This window comes from Brakhagea slesvicensis, assembly GCF_052161625.1.
Taxonomy (GTDB): domain Bacteria; phylum Planctomycetota; class Planctomycetia; order Pirellulales; family Pirellulaceae; genus JBKCUI01.
In genome coordinates, this window is record NZ_CP197412.1 from 2,947,494 (window position 1) to 2,968,014 (window position 20,521).

The window sequence follows — 20,521 nt, forward strand, 5'->3', positions numbered from 1 at the left end:
TATGAAGAAGCGTCTGTTTTTCGTTATCACGTTCATTGCAATCGGCTGCACCCGTGTTTGGGCCCAAGAGCCGACGAAGATTACGTACGACGATCACGTCAAACCGATTTTGCGTGAGCATTGCACGTCTTGCCACAATTCGAACGACAAGAAGAGCGGTTTGGCTCTCGATTCCTACCAAGGCTTGATGGCTGGAGGTAGCGGTGGCGAAGTGGTCGTCGAGGGAGATCTGGATTCGTCTCGTTTGTACGCGCTCACCGCGCACAAAGAGCAACCCTTTATGCCCCCCAATCAAGATATGATCGCTCAGGCTAAAGTCGATCTCTTGAAGACTTGGATTGAACAAGGGATGCCCGAGAACAGCGGCTCCGAAATCAAGAAGCCGAAAGCCAATGCGATGGCCCTCTCGGTCAAGATCGGACGCCCGGAAGGGGCACCTCCGATGCCGACAACCATGCTGAGGCAAACTCCGTTCGCAACCGATCGAGCGGCCACCACGTCTGCCGTGGCAGCAAGCCCTTGGTCCCCGCTCGTGGCTGTAGGTGGGCAGATGCAGGTCTCGCTGTATCACAGTGAAACGGGCAAACTTATGGGCATTCTCCCATTCCCTGAAGGGGAGCCTCAGTCGATCACCTTCTCACGCGACGGGAAACTGATTCTTATCGGTGGTGGAAAGCACAGTCATTCCGGCTATGCAGCACTCTACGAGATCGAAACCGGAAATCGTATTGCACGAGTCGGCGATGAGTTGGATACCGTCATGTCCGCAGACATCAATGACAACAACCAGTTGATCGCGTTGGGCGGTCCGCAAAAGCTGGTCCGTGTCTATGACACACTCACCGGTGAACTGAAATACGAACAAAAGAAACATACCGATTGGATCTACTCGGTTCGATTCAGCCCGGATGGACTGCTTCTCGCCACTGCAGACCGAAGCGCCGGATTGGTGGTTTGGGAAGCAGATACGGGACGACTTTATCTGGACCTTCAAGGGCACAAAGGAGAGATCCGATCACTCGCTTGGCGCCCCGATTCCGCTGCCCTCATCAGCGCCTCCATGGACGGTACTCTCAAGATGTGGGAGATGAACGAAGGGAAAGTCATCAAGTCGTGGGATGCCCACGGGGGTGGTGCCCTCGCCGTTGATGTCTGCAACGACGGAACCATGGTCTCCACCGGTCGTGACAACAAGGTCAAAGTCTGGGATATCGGAGGCAATGCTGCAGGGGAAATGCCACCGTTGGCCGAAGCAGGTCACGAAGTCGCGATTACCGTAGATGGCAAACAAGTCGCTGCGGGGGACTGGGCGGGCAATGTCCGACTTTGGCAACGAGCAAACCCAAAGGATGAAAAGAGCATCCCTGCCAACCCACAACCACTCGAGGCCTTGCTCGCTGCGGTGCAAGCCGAGTTGCAACAATCCCTGACGAAACAAACGGAACTTAGCAACGACTATGCGGCGAAAAGCTCGCAAATCACCGCTATCCAGCAGCAGCTCACCCAACTGCAAACGGATCTGACGAAGACCGACGAACAGCTCAAGGTTGCCACCGAAAAGCAATCGCAACTCAAACCTAACTTCGATGGCTTGTCGGCGATGTTCAAGACCAAGAGCGAAGAGTTGCAAGCGCTTCGCGGTCAAGTTGCTCCGAAACAGAAGCTTCTCGAAGTCGCTGGGGAGAATAAAAAGAAACTGGACGAAGAGGCTGGTCTTCTCGTGAAACAAAAGGCTGAACCGGGGGCAGATGTTGCATCCCTCGATGCAAAGATCCAAACGACGCAAATGCAGATTGCTATCCAAGTAGCGGCGTTAACCCAGATCCAAGAAGAAGTTGCTCCCCTCGCAGCGCAGCTCGCTGCACGCGAACCGGAGATGGTGGACCTTCAACCCAAGGTTGAGGCGATCACCAAAGAATGGAATGAAACGGCGGCCTCGGTAATCCAGCTCACCGAAATGCGCAATGGGCTTGCCCCTCGCGTGGAATCTACCACGGCAGCGTTGAAAGCAGCGAACGATGCGGCCGCGGCAGCCAAGGCGCAGGTCGATTCGATCAACGCGCAAGTCGCCGCGTTGCAAGCCCGCGTTGCCGAATTGCAAAGCGATCTCCAGGCCTTTGCCAGTCGGCCTGCCGAGCTAGCGAGCAAGAAGACAGCCATCGAACAATCCCTGGCTGCGATTCAACAGCAAATCCCAACAGCCGAATCGTCGATCACCGAAACGAAATTGCAAGCCGATGCCCTAGCCGCCGAGATTGGCAAGCTCGAGGCACAGCTCGCAGAACTTCAAAAGCGAATGGCCGATGAGCAAGCCAAGAAGATGGCAGTCGTCACCGACATGACGGCCAAGCAAGACGCGCTGGGCAAACTAAAGGATCAAGCCACACAGCTTGAATCGGATGCGGCCGCTTCAAACGCTCAATTGGAATTGTTCCAGCAAGCGTTCGGAAAGAAATAATCGCGATGCCCATTCTGCCTGCCACGGACGAGGATCCGATCGAAACCGATATCGGTCGGTCCCGTTTGCGTGCAGCGTTTCTTCGAATGCCCGTGCTCCAGGCGGCCGTGTTTCGATCGTTCGTTTTCGTCGCGGCCTTTCACGCCTTCTCGGTCGTGAACTCTGTCCGCGGCGAACAGCCCACGTGGCGGTTACCCCATGGTGCCGAGTATTCATTCGAAGAAAGAACTTTGCCGCGGCCGCTTCGCATCCATAGGCTGGTGTTGGACCTGACCCAACCATCGATTCCGCTGGGAATCAGCGCGAGTCCCGATCCCGATGGCGAGGGGCCCGCCGAAGTCGCATTGAAAGCCCCCGATCGTCATGCCCGCGATGCTAGGTTCTTGGCAGCGATCAACACCAACGCTTGGGTCATGCTCCCGGATCCCACGACGGGTAAGACGCCTGGCTATGTTGTCGATGGTCCTGCGGATATCAAAGGCTGGACGTCGACAGGCACCCGATTAGTAAGTCCTCCCGAACGGGGATACTGGTCGGTATGGCAAGAAGAATCAGGTCGGATTCGACTCCATGAATCCGCTTCAAAGGAAACGACTAGTCGCACCGAAGTTAGATGGGCGATTTCCGGCTTTCGCGGGATCCTGCAAAACGGTAAGAAGCTCGTGGATCCTAGCAATGTGTTGCACCCGAGAACGGCGTTGGGTATATCTCACGAGGGAATGCGAATGGTCTGGCTGGTCGTCGATGGCCGGCAACCTACGATGAGCGAAGGGGTCAGCGAAGAAGAATTGGCTGAGCTGATGCTCGAATCCGGTTGCCACGACGCGATCAACTTGGATGGCGGCGGAAGCTCGGTCCTCGTGATGACTGATGAGAAGGGGCAGTTGCGAATCGCCAATCGCCCTTCTGGACGCGTGCCGCGCCCAGTCCCTGTTATGCTAGGGATTCCAACGTCGAAGCCATAGTTCGAACATGAGAAGATTCCAAAGCCGATAAGCTTGGTTTTCACGGCCCGACATGTGCGCATCGACGAGAGACTGAATGGCCTCTTTGCGAAAGTAGCGGTGGCACTTTGTTTCCGTCGAGAGGAGTGCATCGTAGGTTCGATCGCGCAGAGAGGTCCGGAACCACTTGGCGATCGGCACACCAAAACCCATTTTCGGTCGGTTCCAGATGGCGGGTGGCAACAGGTCTTTAAAGGTCTCACGGAGCAAGAATTTACCGACGCTTCCCCTCAGCTTCAAGGAACTCGGGAGCGAGGCGGCCCACTCGACCAGTCGGTAATCGAGGAGCGGTTGCCGGGCCTCCAAGGAGTGGGCCATGGAAGCGATATCCACTTTGGTCATCAAGTCGCATGGCATATAGGTTTGAAGATCGGCGGCGGTCGCACAGCTCACCAAATCTCGTTTGCCGGATGCTTGCCAAGCCTTTCTCAGAAAGTCGACCGGATCGCGATCGGGCAACTCGGTGACGAAGTCCTCGCGAAAGAGATCGAGCCTCTGTGCTTCTCCAAAAATCTGAATCCAGTTCATATACCTATCAACCGGGCCTTGGCCGAGCGCCTCGCAGAACCGACGCACACGCCGAAGGAGCGATCGACGAGCTGACGAGTCGGGCAATCGTTGCAGGATCCCGGACTTTTGAAGCCACGAAACTGGGAACCAACTCTGCAATCGATGGCTGAGCACGAGAGCCCGATAACGCTCGTAGCCACCGAACAGCTCGTCACCGCCGTCACCGCTAAGCGCGACCGTCACATGACGCCTCGTAAGCTCCGAAAGGTACCACGTTGGCACTGCCGAGGAATCGCTGAATGGCTCATCGTATTGGTAACTCAGCTTGTCGATGATATCGAGCGCATCGGGTGTCACTTCAAACCGTTGGTGCTTGGTCCCCACATGATCGGCCACTTGCTGAGCAAACCCGGTTTCGTCGAAATCCGCCTCCGAAAACCCGATGGAGAAGGTTTGGATGGGCTGTGCGAGCTCTTTCTGAGCAAGTGCGACGACGAGGGAGGAATCGATCCCACCCGAGAGAAATGCTCCCAGGGGTACGTCGCTTCGGAGACGTAGCCGAATAGCGTCGGTGAGAAGCTCGCGAAGTTGCTCCTTGGCATCTCTTAGCGGAAGAGGCCGCTCGAGGGACCAATCGACCGACCAATACTTTTGAATGGTTAGCTCACCGGATTGGAACACAGCGCAATGTCCCGGCTCAAGCTTGCGAATCCCCTTGTAGATGGTGTAGGGATGTGGGACGTACTGATACGTCAGGTAGAGGTCGATGCTCCCGGGGTCGATCTCGGGACGGATAGCGGGGACTTGCAGTAAACTCTTTAGCTCGCTGGCGAAGTAGAGGGTGCCGTTTTGGAGAGTGTAGAAGAGCGGTTTCTTACCCATCCGATCGCGAGCAAGCACCAAGCGATTCTCCCTCGCATCCCAAATAGCGATGGCAAACATTCCGTTGAGGTGGTTGAAACAATCCAGCCCGAGATCTTCGTAAAGATGAACGATCGTCTCGGTATCGGAGTGGGATTGAAACCGATGACCGGAGCCTTCCAATCGATGTCGCAACTCGCGATAGTTGTAGATCTCGCCATTGAAGACAATCTGAACCGAGCCATCTTCGTTGCCGAGGGGTTGATGCCCTGTCGACAAGTCGATGATCGAGAGACGACGGAATCCGAGAGCGACGCCGAAACGATCTTGGGAATCGGTGTGGAGCCGAATCGATTCGGCCGGCGAAGTCCAAGCGCCCTCATCATCGGGCCCGCGATGCTCGAGGGCCTGCGTCATGCGATGAAGGATATCGGGCTCGATCCCTACGGATCCGAATGGCCAGACGCCTCCTGCGATGCCACACATGGAATGAACCCCGTGGAATAGCGCTTCGAAACGACGTAGAACCCGTTAGGTTACGGATTGGAAGTGACCGGCGATGAACGCCTTGGCCATCGCCTGGGGGACTTCTGCTTCCGCCAGCACGAGATTCGAACGATTCTCTGCGACTTTGGCCTTCATCACCTGCTCCTGAGCAATTGCCTCGGCGCGGCGTTGCTCGGCTTGCGCACGAGCCATCCGCACATCTGCCTCGGCTTGATCGGCTCGGAGCCGGGCTCCAATGTTCTGACCCACTTCGATGTGGGCGATATCGATCGAAACGATGGTGAACGCGGTTTGGTTGTCCAACCCCCGCTTGAGCACTGTGCGGGTGATTAGGTTCGGGTTCTCTAGAACAACCAAATGATTTTCGGAGGAACCGATGGAGCTGATAATGCTTTCACCGACGCGTGCAATGACCGTCTCCTCGGTCGCACCCCCGATGAGCTGGGCCAGATTCGTTCGCACGGTTACGCGAGCTTTTACCTTGAGCTCGATACCGTTCTTGGCAATCGCAGAGAGGAAGCCGTTGCCGCTATGCCTCGGATCGGGGCAGTCGATAACACGCGGGTGCACCGAAGTCTTCACGGCATCGAGCACATCGCGTCCTGCAAGATCGATTGCGGCAGCTCGCTCAAAATCGAGATCGATTCCCGCGCGCTGGGCAGCGATGATGGCGTTGATCACGTTCATCACGTTGCCTTCGGCCAAGTAATGTGCCTCCAGGTCCTGCGTGGTAATACCGGTACGTCGAGTGGTATCGAGCCCAGCTTGAGACGCCATGATCACGGCGTTGACGATGACGTGCGGGCGAACCTGCCTTAGGTACATCCCGATCAAACTCATCATGGTTACGTCTGCGCCGCTGGTCTTGGCCTGCAGCCACAAACTTCCGAAATTCCAGAAAATGACCAAGGCGATCAAGCCGATGACGACTGCGCCGATGGCGAGCCCAATCATGAGGATGCTTCGAAAGTCCAACTGGATGTTTTGTGCTAGGAACAGGAAGTCCATGAAGCGGTCCACTGTTAAATAAGTCGTGAGGGCAAGTACGCCGTGAGGGCAAGTACACCGTGAGGGCAATTGAATCGTGAGGCTGAGGGAAGGAAGGCTCTGCGAGCGGAAACGACCCTAAACCGGCCATTCCATCCCTAAAACCGACACGATCCCCCTATTTTCCTCACCAAGGCGTGTTCAGTATAGCACGGAATTCAGCCCCTCCGGCGCGTTTCCCATCCAGCTCTGATTTATTGGCGGTTACAATACCATCCTCCCCCGCGCTCATTCCCCCGGCGCCCACTCTTTGAGTACCTTCGCATCAGGCGCTTACGCACCGACCCGTCCCCCCACCATCCAACTAGGAGCGTTTTCCATCATGGCATCCCAGCTTTCTCGCCGTCGTGTTCTCCAGTCCGCCGTCACCGCCGGAGCCTTGGTTGGCCTCGCTCCTCAACACTACCGCCGCGTCCTGGGAGCCAATAGCCGGCTCCGAATCGCCAGCATCGGAACCGGTGGCAAAGGTTGGAGCGATCTGCTCGGGGTCGCCGCCAGCCCCTCTGTGGATGTCGCCTCCCTGTGCGACGTCGATAGCTCGAAAGAGCATCTCGGACGGGCTGCGGAAAAGTATCCTCAGGCTGCGACCTTTGACGATTGGCGCAAATTGCTCGACACTGCCAACGATATTCAAGGCGTCATCGTATCAACTCCAGACTTCATGCACGCCCCGATCTCGCTGGCAGCGATGCAGCTAGGCAAACATGTCTTCTGCCAAAAACCCCTGACGCACACCGTGTTCGAAGCTCGTCAAATGCGGCTTGCAGCCAAAAAGGCGGGAGTCGTCACGCAAATGTGCAATCAGATCCAATCCCATTCCGCATATCGCACCGCCGTCCATTGGGTTCACTCTGGTTTGATCGGAAAGGTCAAGGAGGTTCACTCCTGGCAATCGAACAATCCGACCTGGCCTCGGCACATCGATACTCCTACAGGCTCAGACCCCGTTCCCTCGCACGTTCGTTGGGATCTTTGGCAAGGCGTTGCACCCGAGACGGCCTACAAAGCAAATCTCTACCACCCATTCAACTGGCGTGGTTGGCAAGCCTTTGGGACTGGGCAACTCGGGGACTTCGGTTGCCATATTCTCGACCCCGTCTTCAAGGCCCTGAAGTTGACTTCCCCTGTCTCATTGCAAGTCGCTGCACCTCCTCTCAAGAAGGAGAGTTGGACTGACCGATGCACGGTCCAGTATCTATTCCCAGGAACCGAGTACACGGCTTCCGATCGACTGCCTGTGACTTGGTACGACGCTGCAGGTGTCGAGCCTCCTCGAGATCGCATCCGGGATATTCCCGCCGACGTGGTGCTGCCGAAAGCCGGCTCGGTACTTATCGGTGAAAAAGGATCGCTAGTCGTTCCCCACGTCGCGATGCCGAGCGTTTACCCGAAGGAACGGTTTGCTGCTGAAAAGCTTGAGACGCTTCCGAACGTCGATCACTACACCCAATGGGCCGATGCGTGTCTGGGGAACGGGGCGACCACCTCGCACTTCGACTACGCTGGTCCACTGACCGAAGCGGTGTTGCTCGGAACGATCGGAATCCGCTTCCCCGACCAACGCTTGGATTGGGATGCCGAGAAACTGCGTATCACCAACGTCGCTGCGGCCAATGACTACCTGAGCAAAGCCTATCGCAAAGGCTGGGAACCGGCAGGGATTTAAGGCCAGGACCTATCGCCCGGTCGACCGCAGCGATTCGACTTGCGTCGCAACGCTGCTATCGAAGCGTTCCAATTCCTTTGCCAACCCCTCGCGGTCCTCGCCAAACTGTTCAAGTAGTCGCGAGGCATAGGTGTTGGCGGATTGATATGCACCATCCCCGTCCGCATCTATCCAGACGGGGTTCGTCAATCCAATGACGCGCGATGCGATCGATTTGCTGGTGGGTTGCCAGGGTCTCGGAAGAGCCCAGTGAGGGGACTGCACCCCCGGACCGGTCGCGATCACCACAAGATGCACATCATGGGCTGGTCTTGGTATACGCCAGCGGATGCTCGCCTTCTCCCCCGCAGTACCCGGGTCGTCAATCTCCATCTCGCGAAGGAGTATGCCATTGGCATATAGGGCCACGTGATCCGCTTTCGCCCAAGACGGCCCGGAGACTAAGGCTTGCACGTCCAGATGACTCCCTAGCTCGGTCGCCAAATCGCCTACCGCAAACCGATCGTTCACGCGCACCTGAGCCAGCAACCCCATACTCACCAGGAGCCTGCTTTCCTGATAGCTGCGCCAAACTTCCTCCAGATCGAGATGAGCCGGGTCGGAGTCGTTTGCTGCGACGTAAGTGCGACCTTGTCCTAGGATGAAACGGCTGACGTCATGGGTATCGCTCGAGCCGATCGCAGCGATTCGGTGCCCGCGATTGAGCAAAGCGAACCAATCGCGAATCAATTGGTGGATGTCCGACTGCAAGGCGCCCGATGTCACCACTTCGATGGCATCGACATGCTTCAACGCGTCTGCATCGCGATGTTGTCCCGTCTTGGGATGAAAGTGTGCCCCCCCCAACGGGATAAAGCCGCTGTGGAGATCCCGAGGGTGATTGAGGGTGATGACCTCCACTCCAGGCGTCGATCGGATAGCAGGTAATAGCTTCGACCAATCCTCCTCCCGGTGATCGACCACCGGTGCACCGGGTTGGATCGGAAACGCGTTGAAATGCCCCCGTTTGGTTGTGACTTCGTTGCCAATCACCGAAGTGAATCGATCTTGCAAACCAAGACTCTTTTGCATCGGAGCGTAATCGGCATGGTGATTGTGGTCGGTCGCAATTGCCAGTTCGATGCCCTCCCCAGCTATAGTAATCATCCGTTCCTCCAGTCGAGCGTCTCCATGACCGCTGTGAGTGAGGGTATGGATGTGGCTATCTGCAGCGATCCAGCCTTTGGTCGAAACCTCGCGACTCAGGGAGAGCGCTACGTGTTTCGATTCACCGGGGCGTAGCGAAATGCGCGTTGTATTCGTACCCCACTCGAAACCCCGTCCTGCCGTGAGCAGGTAATCCCCTTGGGGAAGCGACAAAGTGGCCTTCCCCGCACGCGCGTAGACAACACCAATGCGAGTAGCCAAGTCGCCTGCAGGCTCCGCCCGCAACGGCTGCAACGTTCCATCTGGCTTGGTCAAAGTGATTCGGCAAGGAATCTCTCGCTTGGAGTCCTCGTCGATGACCGTGACCTCGATTTGGGATTCCTTTAGCATCGCGCTTATCGAAGCGGGAACGATGGCAATCGGTCCCACTTCGATATCGTCCAATGCATTGGGTGCCTCGATTCTCAAAACATTCTCCCCCTCGCGAAGAACCCCAGGAGGGATAGCATAGAGGCTTTCCATGGCAGCTTCGAAGGACTCGAGCGTCCCAAGCTTCCTATCGTTGAGCTTGATCGTCCAAGTCAGCTTCACATCGCGCTGCCAAACGCGCAGGGTTTGCTCCGACGCGTTGGCTTTCGATGCAAACCGCACCTCCAAGGACTCGGCATCGACGGGTACTCCGTCGAAATGGTCCCATTCCCACTGCCCCACCTTCCCCAAATGCTGTCGTCCGGTCGTGAGCACTTGCGCATCGTCGGCTTGGGAAACACCACCGAGACAAGAAAACAGGGCCACGGCGAGGGAGATGGGGACTCGCATCACAGAGCGGCGACGAGACGATGGATTCATGGGTGTCCGGGCATCGAAAGAGGTAGGAACGGGGAGGGAAAAAGCAATCCCTTCAAGATCTGGCGAGGTGCAAACGATTCCAATGCTCAGGAGCGAATCCGCCGCTGAAGAATCTCAAAGTGATGGTCTAAATGTCCAAATATCATTCCGCAAAGCATGGAAACGTCCATCTCGTAACCGGCTGCGCGACCGGATCGTTTCCAATCCTCCGGAGACAAGTTCGCAAATAGCGATACCGAAGCGGCTCGAACCGTTTGGAATTCGTCCACCAACTGAGGCCAATCGATTTCATTCGCATGGGAACGACGCACGAACTCATGTTCATCGAACGAAGGGAGCGGCTCGCTGGCCCCACGCGCGAACCACAAGGTCCGAAAGGCAAAAACGCGCTCGGTATCGGTGATGTGATGAAGGACCTGACGAACCGTCCAGGTGTAGGGTGTGTGCAGCACGGTCGTGGATGCTGACTCAACGCGTTCCGCCCAACGAACAAATCCTGTCCCCTGAGAGCGTAGCTGCTCGACTGGCTCCGCTCCCACCACGACGCGATTCAAGTACTTCTGGAAATAAGGTTCTTCGTGTTGCACTCGATGATCTTTCCGGAGGCAAATCCAATCGACATGAGGATCAGCGACTGATCCAGATGGAACAGGGAGCATGCCGGAGGACATACCTGGTGACGCTACCCAATAGAAACCGCCCCATTAGTCCTCTGCCGGTATCTCCCAGTATCATCAAATCCGAGTGATGTTTCGTCGCGAACCGAACGAGCGTATCCCCCACATGGTTCGCTTCTTCTACATGAATCGATGCCACCGGAAAACGATGTTGGCATTGGATGACGGTTTGGGCAAGCTTCGCTTGCATGCTCTTTTTGCTGTTGGACGTGTCGATCGCGATGGGGATATCGGAGTAGATAAAAGGTAACCGAACCACACCTACAAAATCTACCTTGGCAGGAACCGTCCAACCCGCTTCGCAGAATTTGCTAAATGCGTTGCTGGAACGGTCCGAGTCATCGATGCCGACGCAGATCCGCAGCTCATGCTGCTTCAATTCTTCCAGCATCTGCGAACGAGCTACCAGCACCGAACACTTCGCATGGGTCGCAACAAAATCGCTGACGCTCCCCAGGAGAAATCGATCAATCTTCGTATGGCCAGTCGCTCCCAGGACGATCAAGTCGACTTGCTTTTCCGCCGCCGTATCGACAATCGTTTCCCCTGGATGACCATCGATGACCAACGTCTCTACTGTCGCATTTGCACCATGGAAAAGATGGGCCGCGCGTTGGCACGCCTCCAATCCTCTCGCTTTCTCTTCTGCAATACAACGATCGACGACGCTCTGCGACTCGACGACTCCAAAAAACTCGTACGCTTGATTGACGAATAAAATCGTGAGCTCCAGCCGGTCGCGATGGGGCAATCGCGCGAGCAGGGAAGCGGCATCCGTAGCGGTTGAAGATCCGTCGGTAGCAAGCAGTATTTTCATCGCTCAGTTTCCTTGATGTTCTGGAATGGGAGGGAGGGCAAAGAGTCGAACACGGGAACACGCCTTCGCCATCTCGTTATAGCACGATCCCTGCAATCGCAGTACCAGCCACCGAATCCTCACTCGAACCGTGCCAATTCGAACCAACCCGAAGGGGTGACTGGGAACCGAGCGCTCCTTTTCTGCCCTCCGGATGCGCGCAACGCCTTGATGGGTTTCCACTGGGGGTCGGGAGAGTTCAAAGAAGCGGCCCCATGAGTCGAGCGGTCTTTTCTCCGAATCGAGTAAGGAAAGAACGGCTGAACCAAGCCACCGGATCGATCATTTCCGATTGATTCAAATAATCCTGCTGCAGTGTCCGCAGTGTATGGGTGAAGGTGGCATCGTACACGGCGAGGGTGAGTTCAAAGTTCAATCGAAAGCTGCGCGGATCCATATTGAGCGAACCGAACAGGCTGATGTGTCCATCGATCGTCACGCTCTTGGTGTGCAGCAGTCCACCATGAAACTTGGCGATGAACACACCTGATTGCATGAGGTCTCCCATAAAAGCTTGGCTTGCCCATCGCACCAACAACGAGTCGACGATCGCAGGTACCACGACGATTACCTTCACGCCGCGTTGCGACGCGGTAGCCAAGGCCATTTGCAACGCTTCGCTAGGAACAAAATAAGGGGTCGTGATCACCAGTTCTCTGCGAGCGAGATAGATAGCGGTGATCAGCAATCGTTCAATCGCTTCCACTTGATTGGCCGGTCCCGACGGAAGGACTTGAACTACCGCGGTCCCTCGTTTGCGAATCAATTGATCACCCGTCACGTCGGGTAACTCGGTTCCCCCCAATTCTGTTTCAACATACCAATCTTGCTGAAAGGTGATGGCCAATGCTTCGACCGCCGGGCCTTCCAGTCGGGTCATCGCATCGATCCATTGCCCGACGCCAGCCTCGCTTTTGAAGAATCTGGGATCGACCAGATTGAGACTACCTGTCCAAGCGATTTGGTCATCGATCAGCACCAGTTTTCGATGCATGCGGAGATCGAACCGTACAAAGGGAATACGCCAGATCCCTCCGGGCAACGCCGGCTCGACCCGGATGCCCTTGCGCCGGAGAACTTGGATCGTATCGCTGCGAAGAAATGGCAAGCTGCCGATGCCGTCGACCAAAATGCGACAAGTCACGCCGCGATCGGCTGCTCGCATCAATGCTTCGGCGATATCGCGCGTTCGCCCCGCATCGTGCCAAATGTAGAACTCCATATCGCAGCTGACCTGAGCACCATCGATGTCTTGGATCATTCGATCGAAGACATCCTCCCATTCCTTTAGCAGCTCGAAGTGATTGCCGGGCAACGCTGGTACCTCGAGCATGCGTTCCGCAGCCCTGGCCAACATTTCACAATCTTCCCCCACCGATTGCCAATGCACCCGCAGGTCCCCACGATCCAGCTTTCGATAACGGACCCGGGAGGGCTCTCGAAGCTGCCTTACCAATCTCGCGCGGCGTGAACCAAGTCGCAGTTCGCCGATCAGCAAGTAAATTCCGGGCCCGAGCATCGGGAACATGAACACCACGGCGATCCACGAAAGAGTCGCCCCCACCGAGCGATTGCTCATGATGACACGGATGACGATCGTCATCGTCAATCCGGTGTGGAGCAGCAATGCGATGATGCCCCAATAGAATTCGGGGAACTCTTGCAGACTCGGCAGAACACTCAGCATCGCGAAAGTGAATCCTGTTGTTTAACTTGCAAGCTGCAGTTCCAGGATCCGAAATGGAAGTCCCTTGATACACGCTCCTCCGTTGTGAAATACCAGGCCATCATAGCGGACGGAGGTCATGGGGCGATGCGTATGCCCGAAATAGACATCGGAGACACCTTGCGTCGCATCGAGACCTTGCTCGCTCAAATACCGAGCGAGCTTTTTGAGGACCCAAGCTCTCCGCCGTGCAAAGGTGGCCACCGCGCGATGCACCTTCACTTGAACTGCTACATCGTACAGCCAATGTCGATAAGCTTCTGGGACCGGATCGCCACTGTGCTTCTTGCGACGTTCATCCACCTCGCGATGATCCATCCCACCATCCAGCACATCTCCATGCAAAAAGACAGCATGACCGAAGCGAAGCCAGTAAGGCTGCCACTGCAGATTCTTCTTTTCGAACACCAAGCGGTCCAAGGCCGACACATAGCGAGGATGGGAATCGTGATTGCCCAGCAGATAATAAAAGCTGCATCTCGGGTGCCGATCGGTTAAGTCCGAAAGCCATTCCACGGCTTTCTCGATCGTGGTGTCGAGCGAAGGGTAGCAACTCCACTTGAAGTCGAAGATATCCCCACCCAGAATCACTGCGCCGGCCCGGTCGGCCGCTTGCTCCAAGACACGTTCATAGCGACCAAAATCGGACCTCCTCGAGAACAGGTGCAGATCCGAAAGGAAGAAACATCGCATCGGTTTCCTGCTTTTACCAAACCCAACGAGAAGGGAATTCTTTGCATCCAAGGCGTTTCCAAGGTACAAATTATCCTATGCGAGGGTCGTTTATTCCGCGAGGTAGGCCCCCGAAAAATAGCCAGTGAGGAACTGTGCCTATGGCCCCCCATCCCACCGATCAGCCCGCCGACTCGTTCAACGACCGGCCTATCGCCGAAGCTTCCCAGGCGGAGGCCCTGCCGCGCGACGAGGATTATCCGGAAGAGATTGCTTCCGAGCCCTCCGGCGGAACCGGCTATCCCAATGCCAAATCCCTGCTTTTATCGACCTTGACGAGTCTTGCAGTCGTCGTGGTTCTCCTGGCGGTCCTTCGCCTTCTCCTCCCTGCGACCTTGGAGTTGTCTCGCTATTCCTGGCACCGCGGCCAATTGCGAGCCGAGTACGAAGTCGCCGGGGACCAGCTCAAACAAGTTTCGTTGGAAGGGCTGTCCAGCATCTCCCAGACGGTTGCCAAACGAGTTGTCCCGAGCGTGGTGCACATCACTACGAGCCTGGCGGAGACACCCTTGAAAAGCGTGATTGGTCGCCGGTCGATGACTGGACACGGGAGTGGTGTTATTATCGATAAAGGAGGATGGATCCTCACGAACAGTCACGTGCTCGACGACGGGCCGGTCATCCACGTTTATTTGGCGGACGAACGCTATTGTCTCGCCGAATTGGTTGGCAGCGATCCATTGACCGATCTCGCTGTTCTCAAAATCAAAGCGGACGATCTACTTCCAATCGCCTGGGGGGACAGCGACGTCGCTCAAGTCGGTTCGCCGGTTTGGGCGGTCGGTAGCCCCTTCGGATTGACTGGGTCGATTACCTTTGGAATCGTGAGCAGCAAACATCGGCTGGATTTATCCGGGACTCAGTACGACGATTCTGGATCGATGCGAACAGGACGTGATCGCAAAAGAGGTCCCACGGCCCGATACAGCGACCTCATGCAAACCGACGTCGCTGTCAATCCAGGAAATAGCGGGGGCCCGTTGGTCAATGGGCGCGGCGAATTGATCGGGATCAACACCGCTATCATCGGAGAGTCCTACCGAGGAGTGAGCTTTGCCATTCCGAGCAATGTAGCCCGCCAGGTCTTCGACGAAATTGTTCAAAACGGAAGGATGCGCCGCGGTTGGCTGGGAGTCGAATTCGTTTCGGTCGCCCGATACGAACAACTTCGAGGCGAGGAGGAGCTGCCCGAAACAACTTACGAGCTGACAAAAGACCGTTTCGGAGCGATGGTCAATCGGATCTTGCCCGGTTCACCGGCCGAACTCGCTGGGCTTGCTGAAGGTGACTGCATTATCTCCGTCAATGGCGTCGAGATTCGCGGCGTCGAAGATGCCATCTTCCGAATCGGCAACAGCCAGCCAGGTTCGAGCGTTGACCTGGAGATCGAACGCAACGCCGAGCGACAGCGGCTTTCGATTACGATTGGACAGCGTCCCGATTGATCGTATAACGACGCTATCTCAAGATTGATTGCAGGGCGATTTTCGAATGGGTTTCCCCCTTTCCAATCGCCCCTCCTCCCTATGGAAAGCTTTGGACTGGATTCGGAATGGTAGAGCTAGGAGTCAATATCGACCACGTTGCCACAATTCGCCAAGCGCGTCGAACCTACGAACCCGACCCGGTCGCGGCCGCTTATTTTGCTGAATTAGGTGGTGCCGACACGATCACGGTCCATCTTCGGGAAGATCGCCGACACATCCAAGACCGCGATGTTCGGCTGCTCAAAGAAACAGTGCATATCAAACTGAATTTTGAACTCTCCTGTGCACCCGAGATCGTCGACATCTGCTGCGCGACCCATCCGCATCAAGCAACTCTGGTCCCCGAACGCCGCGAAGAAGTTACCACCGAGGGGGGACTCAATCTGCTTCGGGGAGATGGGGTCGTCGAGCAAGCGATCGAAAAACTGCGTGATCAAGGGATCGAAGTCAGTCTCTTTATCGATCCCGATCGAGAGCAAATCGAAAAGGCCAAGGCGCTCGGCGTCCAAGCGATCGAATTGCATACGGGTCAATATGCGTTGGCCCGCGGCGCGGATCAGCGACGGGAGTTGGATCGACTGACCCAGGCAGGAGTCATTGCCACCGATCTGGGGTTGCGCCTGCATGCGGGGCATGGTCTCACCTATCAGAACGTGATTCCTATTGCTTCCATCCCCAATATGTTCGAACTCAATATTGGTCACAGCATCGTCAGTCGGGCTGTATTGGTGGGCTTCCAGGCCGCGGTAGCCGAAATGAAACGACTGATCCAAGTCCCCCGTCCTTAGATCCTGCGAACGCCCTTTACGTTTGTTCGCGGTCCTTCAACTTTTGCTGCAGACTCTGGCGATGGATTCCGAGCCGACGTGCAGCGGCGGACACGTTCCCCTGTTCCAGTTCCAAGGCTCGTTCGATCGCGACGCGTTCAAACCAATCGACTAGTTTTTGCTTTCCCTCTGTGAGAGGGACCTCCAAATAAGGAGCCAACCAGTCGGGATTGGATGGCTCGTCCGAGTCGGCGCGGGAAGGAACTAGTCCAAGGTCTTCCGGCTCGATCGATGACGACCTTGCCATGGCTGCTGCACCCTCGACTCGCTGTTTGAGTTCGCGGATGTTTCCAGGCCATGCGTAGCGAAGGATGGCTTCGGTAGCTTGGGGGCTGAATACCAATTCGCTTTGAAGAAAATGGTTTGCTAGGAGCAAGACATCCTCGCTGCGAGCGCGCAGAGGGGGGAGCTTGATTTCAATTCCTCGCAGACGAAAGTAGAGATCGGCCCGAAATCGCTTTTGTTCGATGGCTGATTCCAAATCCTGGTGGGTGGCGCTGATCACTCGCACATCGACTGGGATCTCTTCTTCGCTTCCGACCGGAGTCAATACGCCTTCCTGCAAGACTCGCAGCAATCGCGTTTGTACACCGACCGGCATGTCACCGATTTCATCTAGGAACAACGTTCCCCGGTGCGCCTTGCGAAACACCCCCTCGCGATTGCGATCGGAACCAGTGAATGCACCTTTAACATGGCCGAACAGCTCGCTCTCGATCAAGTGTTCGGAGAGAGCGGCGGTGTTGACGGCGATAAAAGGACCTTGGTTGCGTTGGCTGAGTCGATGGAGTTCCCGAGCGACCAGTTCCTTGCCTGTACCGCTTTCACCTCGAATAAGGATCGGAAGCGATGTGGACGAGGCTTTGCGGATTTGTTCAAAGATTCGGTGCATCGAAGGGCTAATGCTGAGGAGCGCGCCGAGCGATGGAATCGAGTCGAGTTGCGATTGCAGTTCCAAGACTCTTGCTTCGAGTTGGCAGCGTCGGTGGCTGCGCGCGACGATCGTGCGAATATGGTCGAGGTCATAAGGCTTGACCAGAAAGTCGGAAGCTCCGCGTCGGATGCACTCGACGGCGATGTTCACGCTATCGTTGGCGGTAACGACGATGATCTCGGGGAGACGCGAAGGTGGCGAGTCGCGAAGTGCATCGAGTACCGCCAATCCGTCTTGGACAGGCATGTTGAGGTCGAGAAAGACCAGATCGGGATGATTCTCATGGATCTGCTCGATGGCTTGCCCTCCGTGCTCGGCTTCCAGAATGGTGCGAGCCTCGTTTCGTATTGCGCGATGGAGCGCGTAACGAGCGGTAGAGTCATCTTCAACGATTAGGATCTTCATCATACGAATGCCAGGCTTGAGGGGAGAAGCAAGTCTAGTTTACACCGCGCAACTCCTGGACAATGACGCATTTCATCGAACCACGTCATTTTGTCGTTCATGAGCTGAGGCAGCTTACGTCCCAGTGATCTCGAAATATGCTATAACGTTCGCCGTTGATCCTTCCCCATTTTCTTCCTTCACCATATCCCACCGGAGGAATCCAGTGCCAACTCCTGAGTCTTCATCAGGTCCTGCTTCGACCTCGGATAGAGCATGGTGGAAACAGCTCAATGGCTACCATTGGTTTGTTTTCATCATGGCGTCCTGTGCCTGGATGTTCGATTGTTTGGATCAGCAGCTGTTTATTCTCGCGAGGAACAACGCCGTCGTCGCGCTGGCTCCTGATTTGGATGCCAAGGCCTATGGTGGGTATGCGACGTCAATCTTCATCGCGGGTTGGGCGATCGGTGGATTGATCTTTGGCGCGGTGGGGGATCGTATCGGCAGAGCGAAGACGTTGGCCATCACGGTCTTGATGTATTCCATCAGCACGGGGCTTAGCGCACTATCCAACAACATCTGGGAGTTCTTCGCGTATCGATTGCTGACAGGTTTAGGTGTAGGGGGCGTTTTCGGGCTCGCCGTGGCCTTGATCTCAGATAGTTTACCGGAGCATGTCCGGTCGAAAGCGTTGGGGTGGTTGCAAGCCCTATCGGCGGTGGGGAACGTTACGGCTGGGCTTTGCAGTGTCGCATTGGCTCAGATGGATCCGAACGTATCCTGGAAGTATTTGTTCCTAATCGGCGCGACGCCGGCCTTCCTTTGCATCTTCATCATGGTGCGATTGCGGGAGCCGGAGAAGTGGGTGCGTGCCAAGCAAGCCAGCCGAGAAGTGGGTGGCAAGGCGATGGGTTCGTATGCGAGCCTCTTTGGCGAACCCCGTTGGGCCAAGCCCGCGTTGCTTGGGATGATCCTTTGTGTCGCGGGGGTTGTCGGCGTCTGGGGGGTAGGGTTCTTCAGTCCTGAGTTGGTTGGCAGCGCATTGGACAAATCGCTGCGCGAAGCGGGATTGAGCGGGGCTGAATTGCAGGCCGAAAAGACCAAGTGGACGGCTTACGCGTTGATCATTCAAAACATCGGTGCGTTTTTTGGGATGCTCACTTTCGCGCGATTAGCGCAAGCCATCGGCCGCAAACCTGCGTTCTATATCGGGACCTTTGTGGCGATGGGTGCGACAATCTTCTTCTTTCAGTCGTTCAAAACCCGCGCGGACATTTGGATGAACGGCGTCATGGGCTTCGCGCAGCTGGCATTGATGGCCGGGTACGCGATCTATTTGCCAGAGCTTTTTCCGACGCGATTGCGCAGCACCGGGACCAGTTTTTGTTACAACGTCGGGCGGTTCATCGCCGCGACCGGTCCGTTTACCTTGGCCGTATTGCAATCCTGGCTGGGGGCCGCTGCGGTGGCCAGACTGCCAGAGGGTGCGGATGCTGCAGCACAAGCCGCTGCGAAGCTCGACGCGTTTCGGTTCGCGGCCTGTTGCATGAGCGGTATCTATCTAGTTGCCCTGTTCGTCCTTCCGTTCTTGCCCGAAACGAAGGGACAGCCTCTTCCCGAGGACTAATACGAGCAGAACGATCGTGGCTCCAATGCCGAACCATCGGAGCCATCCCGATTTGAATACCACGGTGGCGTTGAACGCGATGAAGCACAGGAAGCCGAGCGAAAGACCGTGGTAAAGAGGCGGTAGTCGCCTGTGCCGTTCGGACGCGAATGCGGCGAGAACGGCGTCGAAGGTCCAAACGGCGAGGAATGCGTAGTTGACATAGAGACCGGCTCCAAACGCGATCCCCAGAAGGTCTTGGGTTTGGGCTGCCGTCGACTGAAATGCCTGTTCTTGCGATCCGTTGTGGAAGGTGAGCAAAGCACCCATGCTGTGCCAAACTGCAAGCTCCGCACCGAGTAGCCAAATCGCAGCAACCGGTTGTGCCGAACGTTTCCTTCCAATGGCCTCGGACGCGAGCACGGCAACGAAGAGAGCCAACGAGGCTCGGATAGCCAGAAGAGAGGCGAATTGCCAAGGAGTCTCGGCGGCGGGTGCGACAGCGAGGAGCCAGGAACCGATTCGCATGGCCTTGTGCCTAGGGCTTCCGTGGGCGGAACGTGGACGGTATAAAACGTGGTCTTTTAAGGAACTATGACGGCCAAACGCAGCCCAGGGGATTCTAATCGAAGTCCGAGGAGCTGCGAACGGCTGGTCTCTATTCTGCTTACTGCACCCCCGGGTGAGAAACCTTCCCATTTTGGATCCGAAAGGCCCTGTCCGATGACGGAATCGAGCAAACCTGACGATGTGTTTGACATCGATCGCATCCGCAAGTTGATCGAGTTGATGAAAGAACACGATCTTGGCGAGATCGATTTGCGTCAGGAAAACCAGCGCATCCGGCTTTGCGGTGCAGGACATGGGCACCCCATTCTTGCCAGCGGGATGGCTTCTATGCCTATGATGGCGGCACCCGCTCCTGCCCCGGTCGCAGCCCCTGCCTCTGCCTCGGCGGCTCCAGCAGCCCCTGCTTCGGATGCGGATGGTCCTCACATCGAGATTATCAAATCCCCCATGGTTGGAACATTCTATTCGCGTCCCAATCCCAATGCGAAGAACTTCGTCGAAGTCGGTTCCTCGGTCCAAACCGATACCGTCGTTTGCATCATCGAAGCAATGAAGGTGTTCAACGAGATTCCCGCCGAGATACGAGGAAAGATCGTTCAAGTCCTCGTGAAGAACGAAGAGGCGGTCGATTACGGCAAGCCGTTGTTCAAAGTCGATACACGAGGCTAACT

General features: G+C 56.2%; 16 protein-coding genes. 7 read left to right on the forward strand and 9 right to left on the reverse strand.

The window, feature by feature from the left end; all coding sequences use genetic code 11:
• Position 1 precedes the first annotated feature (1 nt).
• Together SH467x_RS11085 and SH467x_RS11090 are read left to right on the forward strand one after the other, a co-directional pair.
• Positions 2 to 2,458 carry a c-type cytochrome domain-containing protein gene (locus SH467x_RS11085; RefSeq protein WP_482367183.1) on the forward strand — a complete coding sequence of 819 codons (2,457 nt, stop codon included), beginning with the start codon at positions 2 to 4 and terminating at the stop codon, positions 2,456 to 2,458.
• Positions 2,459 to 2,463: 5 nt separating this feature from the next.
• On the forward strand, positions 2,464 to 3,423 hold the full coding sequence (locus SH467x_RS11090; RefSeq protein WP_482367184.1) for a phosphodiester glycosidase family protein: 960 nt from the start codon (positions 2,464 to 2,466) through the stop codon (positions 3,421 to 3,423).
• Here SH467x_RS11090 and asnB read toward each other — a convergent pair.
• Both asnB and floA read right to left on the reverse strand, forming a co-directional pair.
• Positions 3,397 to 5,319, reverse strand: a complete 1,923-nt coding sequence (gene asnB / locus SH467x_RS11095) for an asparagine synthase (glutamine-hydrolyzing) (RefSeq protein ID WP_482367185.1) — start codon at positions 5,317 to 5,319, stop codon at positions 3,397 to 3,399. The genes SH467x_RS11090 and asnB overlap by 27 nt on opposite strands.
• Before the next feature lie 45 nt (positions 5,320 to 5,364).
• Positions 5,365 to 6,348, reverse strand: coding sequence for a flotillin-like protein FloA (floA, locus tag SH467x_RS11100; RefSeq protein WP_482367186.1), 984 nt, complete (start codon positions 6,346 to 6,348; stop codon positions 5,365 to 5,367).
• Positions 6,349 to 6,709: 361 nt separating this feature from the next.
• Between floA and SH467x_RS11105 the strand changes: the two genes are divergently transcribed.
• Positions 6,710 to 8,053 (forward strand): Gfo/Idh/MocA family protein, encoded by a 1,344-nt coding sequence (locus tag SH467x_RS11105; RefSeq protein WP_482367187.1) that lies wholly within the window; start codon positions 6,710 to 6,712, stop codon positions 8,051 to 8,053.
• 9 nt (positions 8,054 to 8,062) lie between these two features.
• On the opposite strand, the gene SH467x_RS11110 is transcribed toward SH467x_RS11105, so the two are convergent.
• From SH467x_RS11110 to SH467x_RS11130, 5 genes are all read right to left on the reverse strand, one after another.
• The gene (locus SH467x_RS11110) at positions 8,063 to 10,048 is read right to left on the reverse strand and encodes a CehA/McbA family metallohydrolase (RefSeq protein ID WP_482367188.1); all 1,986 of its coding nucleotides are present in this window, start codon (positions 10,046 to 10,048) and stop codon (positions 8,063 to 8,065) included.
• An 86-nt stretch (positions 10,049 to 10,134) separates the two neighbouring features.
• Entirely contained in the window at positions 10,135 to 10,635 is a 501-nt protein-coding gene (locus SH467x_RS11115; RefSeq protein WP_482367189.1) for a DinB family protein, read from the reverse strand.
• A gap of 40 nt (positions 10,636 to 10,675) precedes the next feature.
• Positions 10,676 to 11,542 (reverse strand): universal stress protein, encoded by an 867-nt coding sequence (locus tag SH467x_RS11120; protein ID WP_482367190.1) that lies wholly within the window; start codon positions 11,540 to 11,542, stop codon positions 10,676 to 10,678.
• A 238-nt stretch (positions 11,543 to 11,780) separates the two neighbouring features.
• Entirely contained in the window at positions 11,781 to 13,268 is a 1,488-nt protein-coding gene (gene cls / locus SH467x_RS11125) for a cardiolipin synthase (RefSeq protein ID WP_482367191.1), read from the reverse strand.
• 21 nt (positions 13,269 to 13,289) lie between these two features.
• Complete coding sequence (locus SH467x_RS11130; RefSeq protein WP_482367192.1) at positions 13,290 to 14,000, reverse strand: metallophosphoesterase; 711 nt, start codon at positions 13,998 to 14,000, stop codon at positions 13,290 to 13,292.
• Between the two features lie 140 nt (positions 14,001 to 14,140).
• Between SH467x_RS11130 and SH467x_RS11135 the strand changes: the two genes are divergently transcribed.
• On the forward strand, positions 14,141 to 15,484 hold the full coding sequence (locus SH467x_RS11135) for a S1C family serine protease (RefSeq protein ID WP_482367193.1): 1,344 nt from the start codon (positions 14,141 to 14,143) through the stop codon (positions 15,482 to 15,484).
• 107 nt (positions 15,485 to 15,591) lie between these two features.
• Positions 15,592 to 16,314, forward strand: coding sequence for a pyridoxine 5'-phosphate synthase (locus SH467x_RS11140; RefSeq protein ID WP_482367194.1), 723 nt, complete (start codon positions 15,592 to 15,594; stop codon positions 16,312 to 16,314).
• A 16-nt stretch (positions 16,315 to 16,330) separates the two neighbouring features.
• Here the strand turns inward: SH467x_RS11140 and SH467x_RS11145 are convergent, their stop codons facing one another.
• A complete protein-coding gene (locus tag SH467x_RS11145; RefSeq protein ID WP_482367195.1) occupies positions 16,331 to 17,695 on the reverse strand; it encodes a sigma-54-dependent transcriptional regulator in 1,365 nt (454 codons plus the stop codon).
• Positions 17,696 to 17,990: 295 nt separating this feature from the next.
• Between SH467x_RS11145 and SH467x_RS11150 the strand changes: the two genes are divergently transcribed.
• The gene (locus SH467x_RS11150) at positions 17,991 to 19,301 is read left to right on the forward strand and encodes an MFS transporter (protein WP_482367196.1); all 1,311 of its coding nucleotides are present in this window, start codon (positions 17,991 to 17,993) and stop codon (positions 19,299 to 19,301) included.
• Here SH467x_RS11150 and SH467x_RS11155 read toward each other — a convergent pair.
• On the reverse strand, positions 19,236 to 19,808 hold the full coding sequence (locus SH467x_RS11155; RefSeq protein ID WP_482367197.1) for a hypothetical protein: 573 nt from the start codon (positions 19,806 to 19,808) through the stop codon (positions 19,236 to 19,238). The two genes, SH467x_RS11150 and SH467x_RS11155, sit on opposite strands and share 66 nt — an antisense overlap.
• Before the next feature lie 195 nt (positions 19,809 to 20,003).
• Here SH467x_RS11155 and accB point away from each other — a divergent pair, with 195 nt between their 5' ends.
• Positions 20,004 to 20,519 (forward strand): acetyl-CoA carboxylase biotin carboxyl carrier protein, encoded by a 516-nt coding sequence (gene accB / locus SH467x_RS11160; protein WP_482367198.1) that lies wholly within the window; start codon positions 20,004 to 20,006, stop codon positions 20,517 to 20,519.
• The last annotated feature ends 2 nt before the right edge of the window (positions 20,520 to 20,521 follow it).

Excerpts from the sequence above, each read along its gene's own strand:
- SH467x_RS11085 (WP_482367183.1), top strand. The coding sequence starts at position 2 with ATGAAGAAGCGTCTGTTTTTCGTTATCACGTTCATTGCAATCGGCTGC.
- SH467x_RS11090 (WP_482367184.1), top strand. The coding sequence starts at position 2,464 with ATGCCCATTCTGCCTGCCACGGACGAGGATCCGATCGAAACCGATATC.
- asnB (WP_482367185.1), bottom strand. The coding sequence starts at position 5,319 with ATGTGTGGCATCGCAGGAGGCGTCTGGCCATTCGGATCCGTAGGGATC.
- floA (WP_482367186.1), bottom strand. The coding sequence starts at position 6,348 with ATGGACTTCCTGTTCCTAGCACAAAACATCCAGTTGGACTTTCGAAGC.
- SH467x_RS11105 (WP_482367187.1), top strand. The coding sequence starts at position 6,710 with ATGGCATCCCAGCTTTCTCGCCGTCGTGTTCTCCAGTCCGCCGTCACC.
- SH467x_RS11110 (WP_482367188.1), bottom strand. The coding sequence starts at position 10,048 with ATGAATCCATCGTCTCGTCGCCGCTCTGTGATGCGAGTCCCCATCTCC.
- SH467x_RS11120 (WP_482367190.1), bottom strand. The coding sequence starts at position 11,542 with ATGAAAATACTGCTTGCTACCGACGGATCTTCAACCGCTACGGATGCC.
- cls (WP_482367191.1), bottom strand. The coding sequence starts at position 13,268 with ATGCTGAGTGTTCTGCCGAGTCTGCAAGAGTTCCCCGAATTCTATTGG.
- SH467x_RS11130 (WP_482367192.1), bottom strand. The coding sequence starts at position 14,000 with ATGCGATGTTTCTTCCTTTCGGATCTGCACCTGTTCTCGAGGAGGTCC.
- SH467x_RS11135 (WP_482367193.1), top strand. The coding sequence starts at position 14,141 with ATGGCCCCCCATCCCACCGATCAGCCCGCCGACTCGTTCAACGACCGG.
- SH467x_RS11140 (WP_482367194.1), top strand. The coding sequence starts at position 15,592 with ATGGTAGAGCTAGGAGTCAATATCGACCACGTTGCCACAATTCGCCAA.
- SH467x_RS11145 (WP_482367195.1), bottom strand. The coding sequence starts at position 17,695 with ATGATGAAGATCCTAATCGTTGAAGATGACTCTACCGCTCGTTACGCG.
- SH467x_RS11150 (WP_482367196.1), top strand. The coding sequence starts at position 17,991 with ATGGCGTCCTGTGCCTGGATGTTCGATTGTTTGGATCAGCAGCTGTTT.
- SH467x_RS11155 (WP_482367197.1), bottom strand. The coding sequence starts at position 19,808 with ATGCGAATCGGTTCCTGGCTCCTCGCTGTCGCACCCGCCGCCGAGACT.
- accB (WP_482367198.1), top strand. The coding sequence starts at position 20,004 with ATGACGGAATCGAGCAAACCTGACGATGTGTTTGACATCGATCGCATC.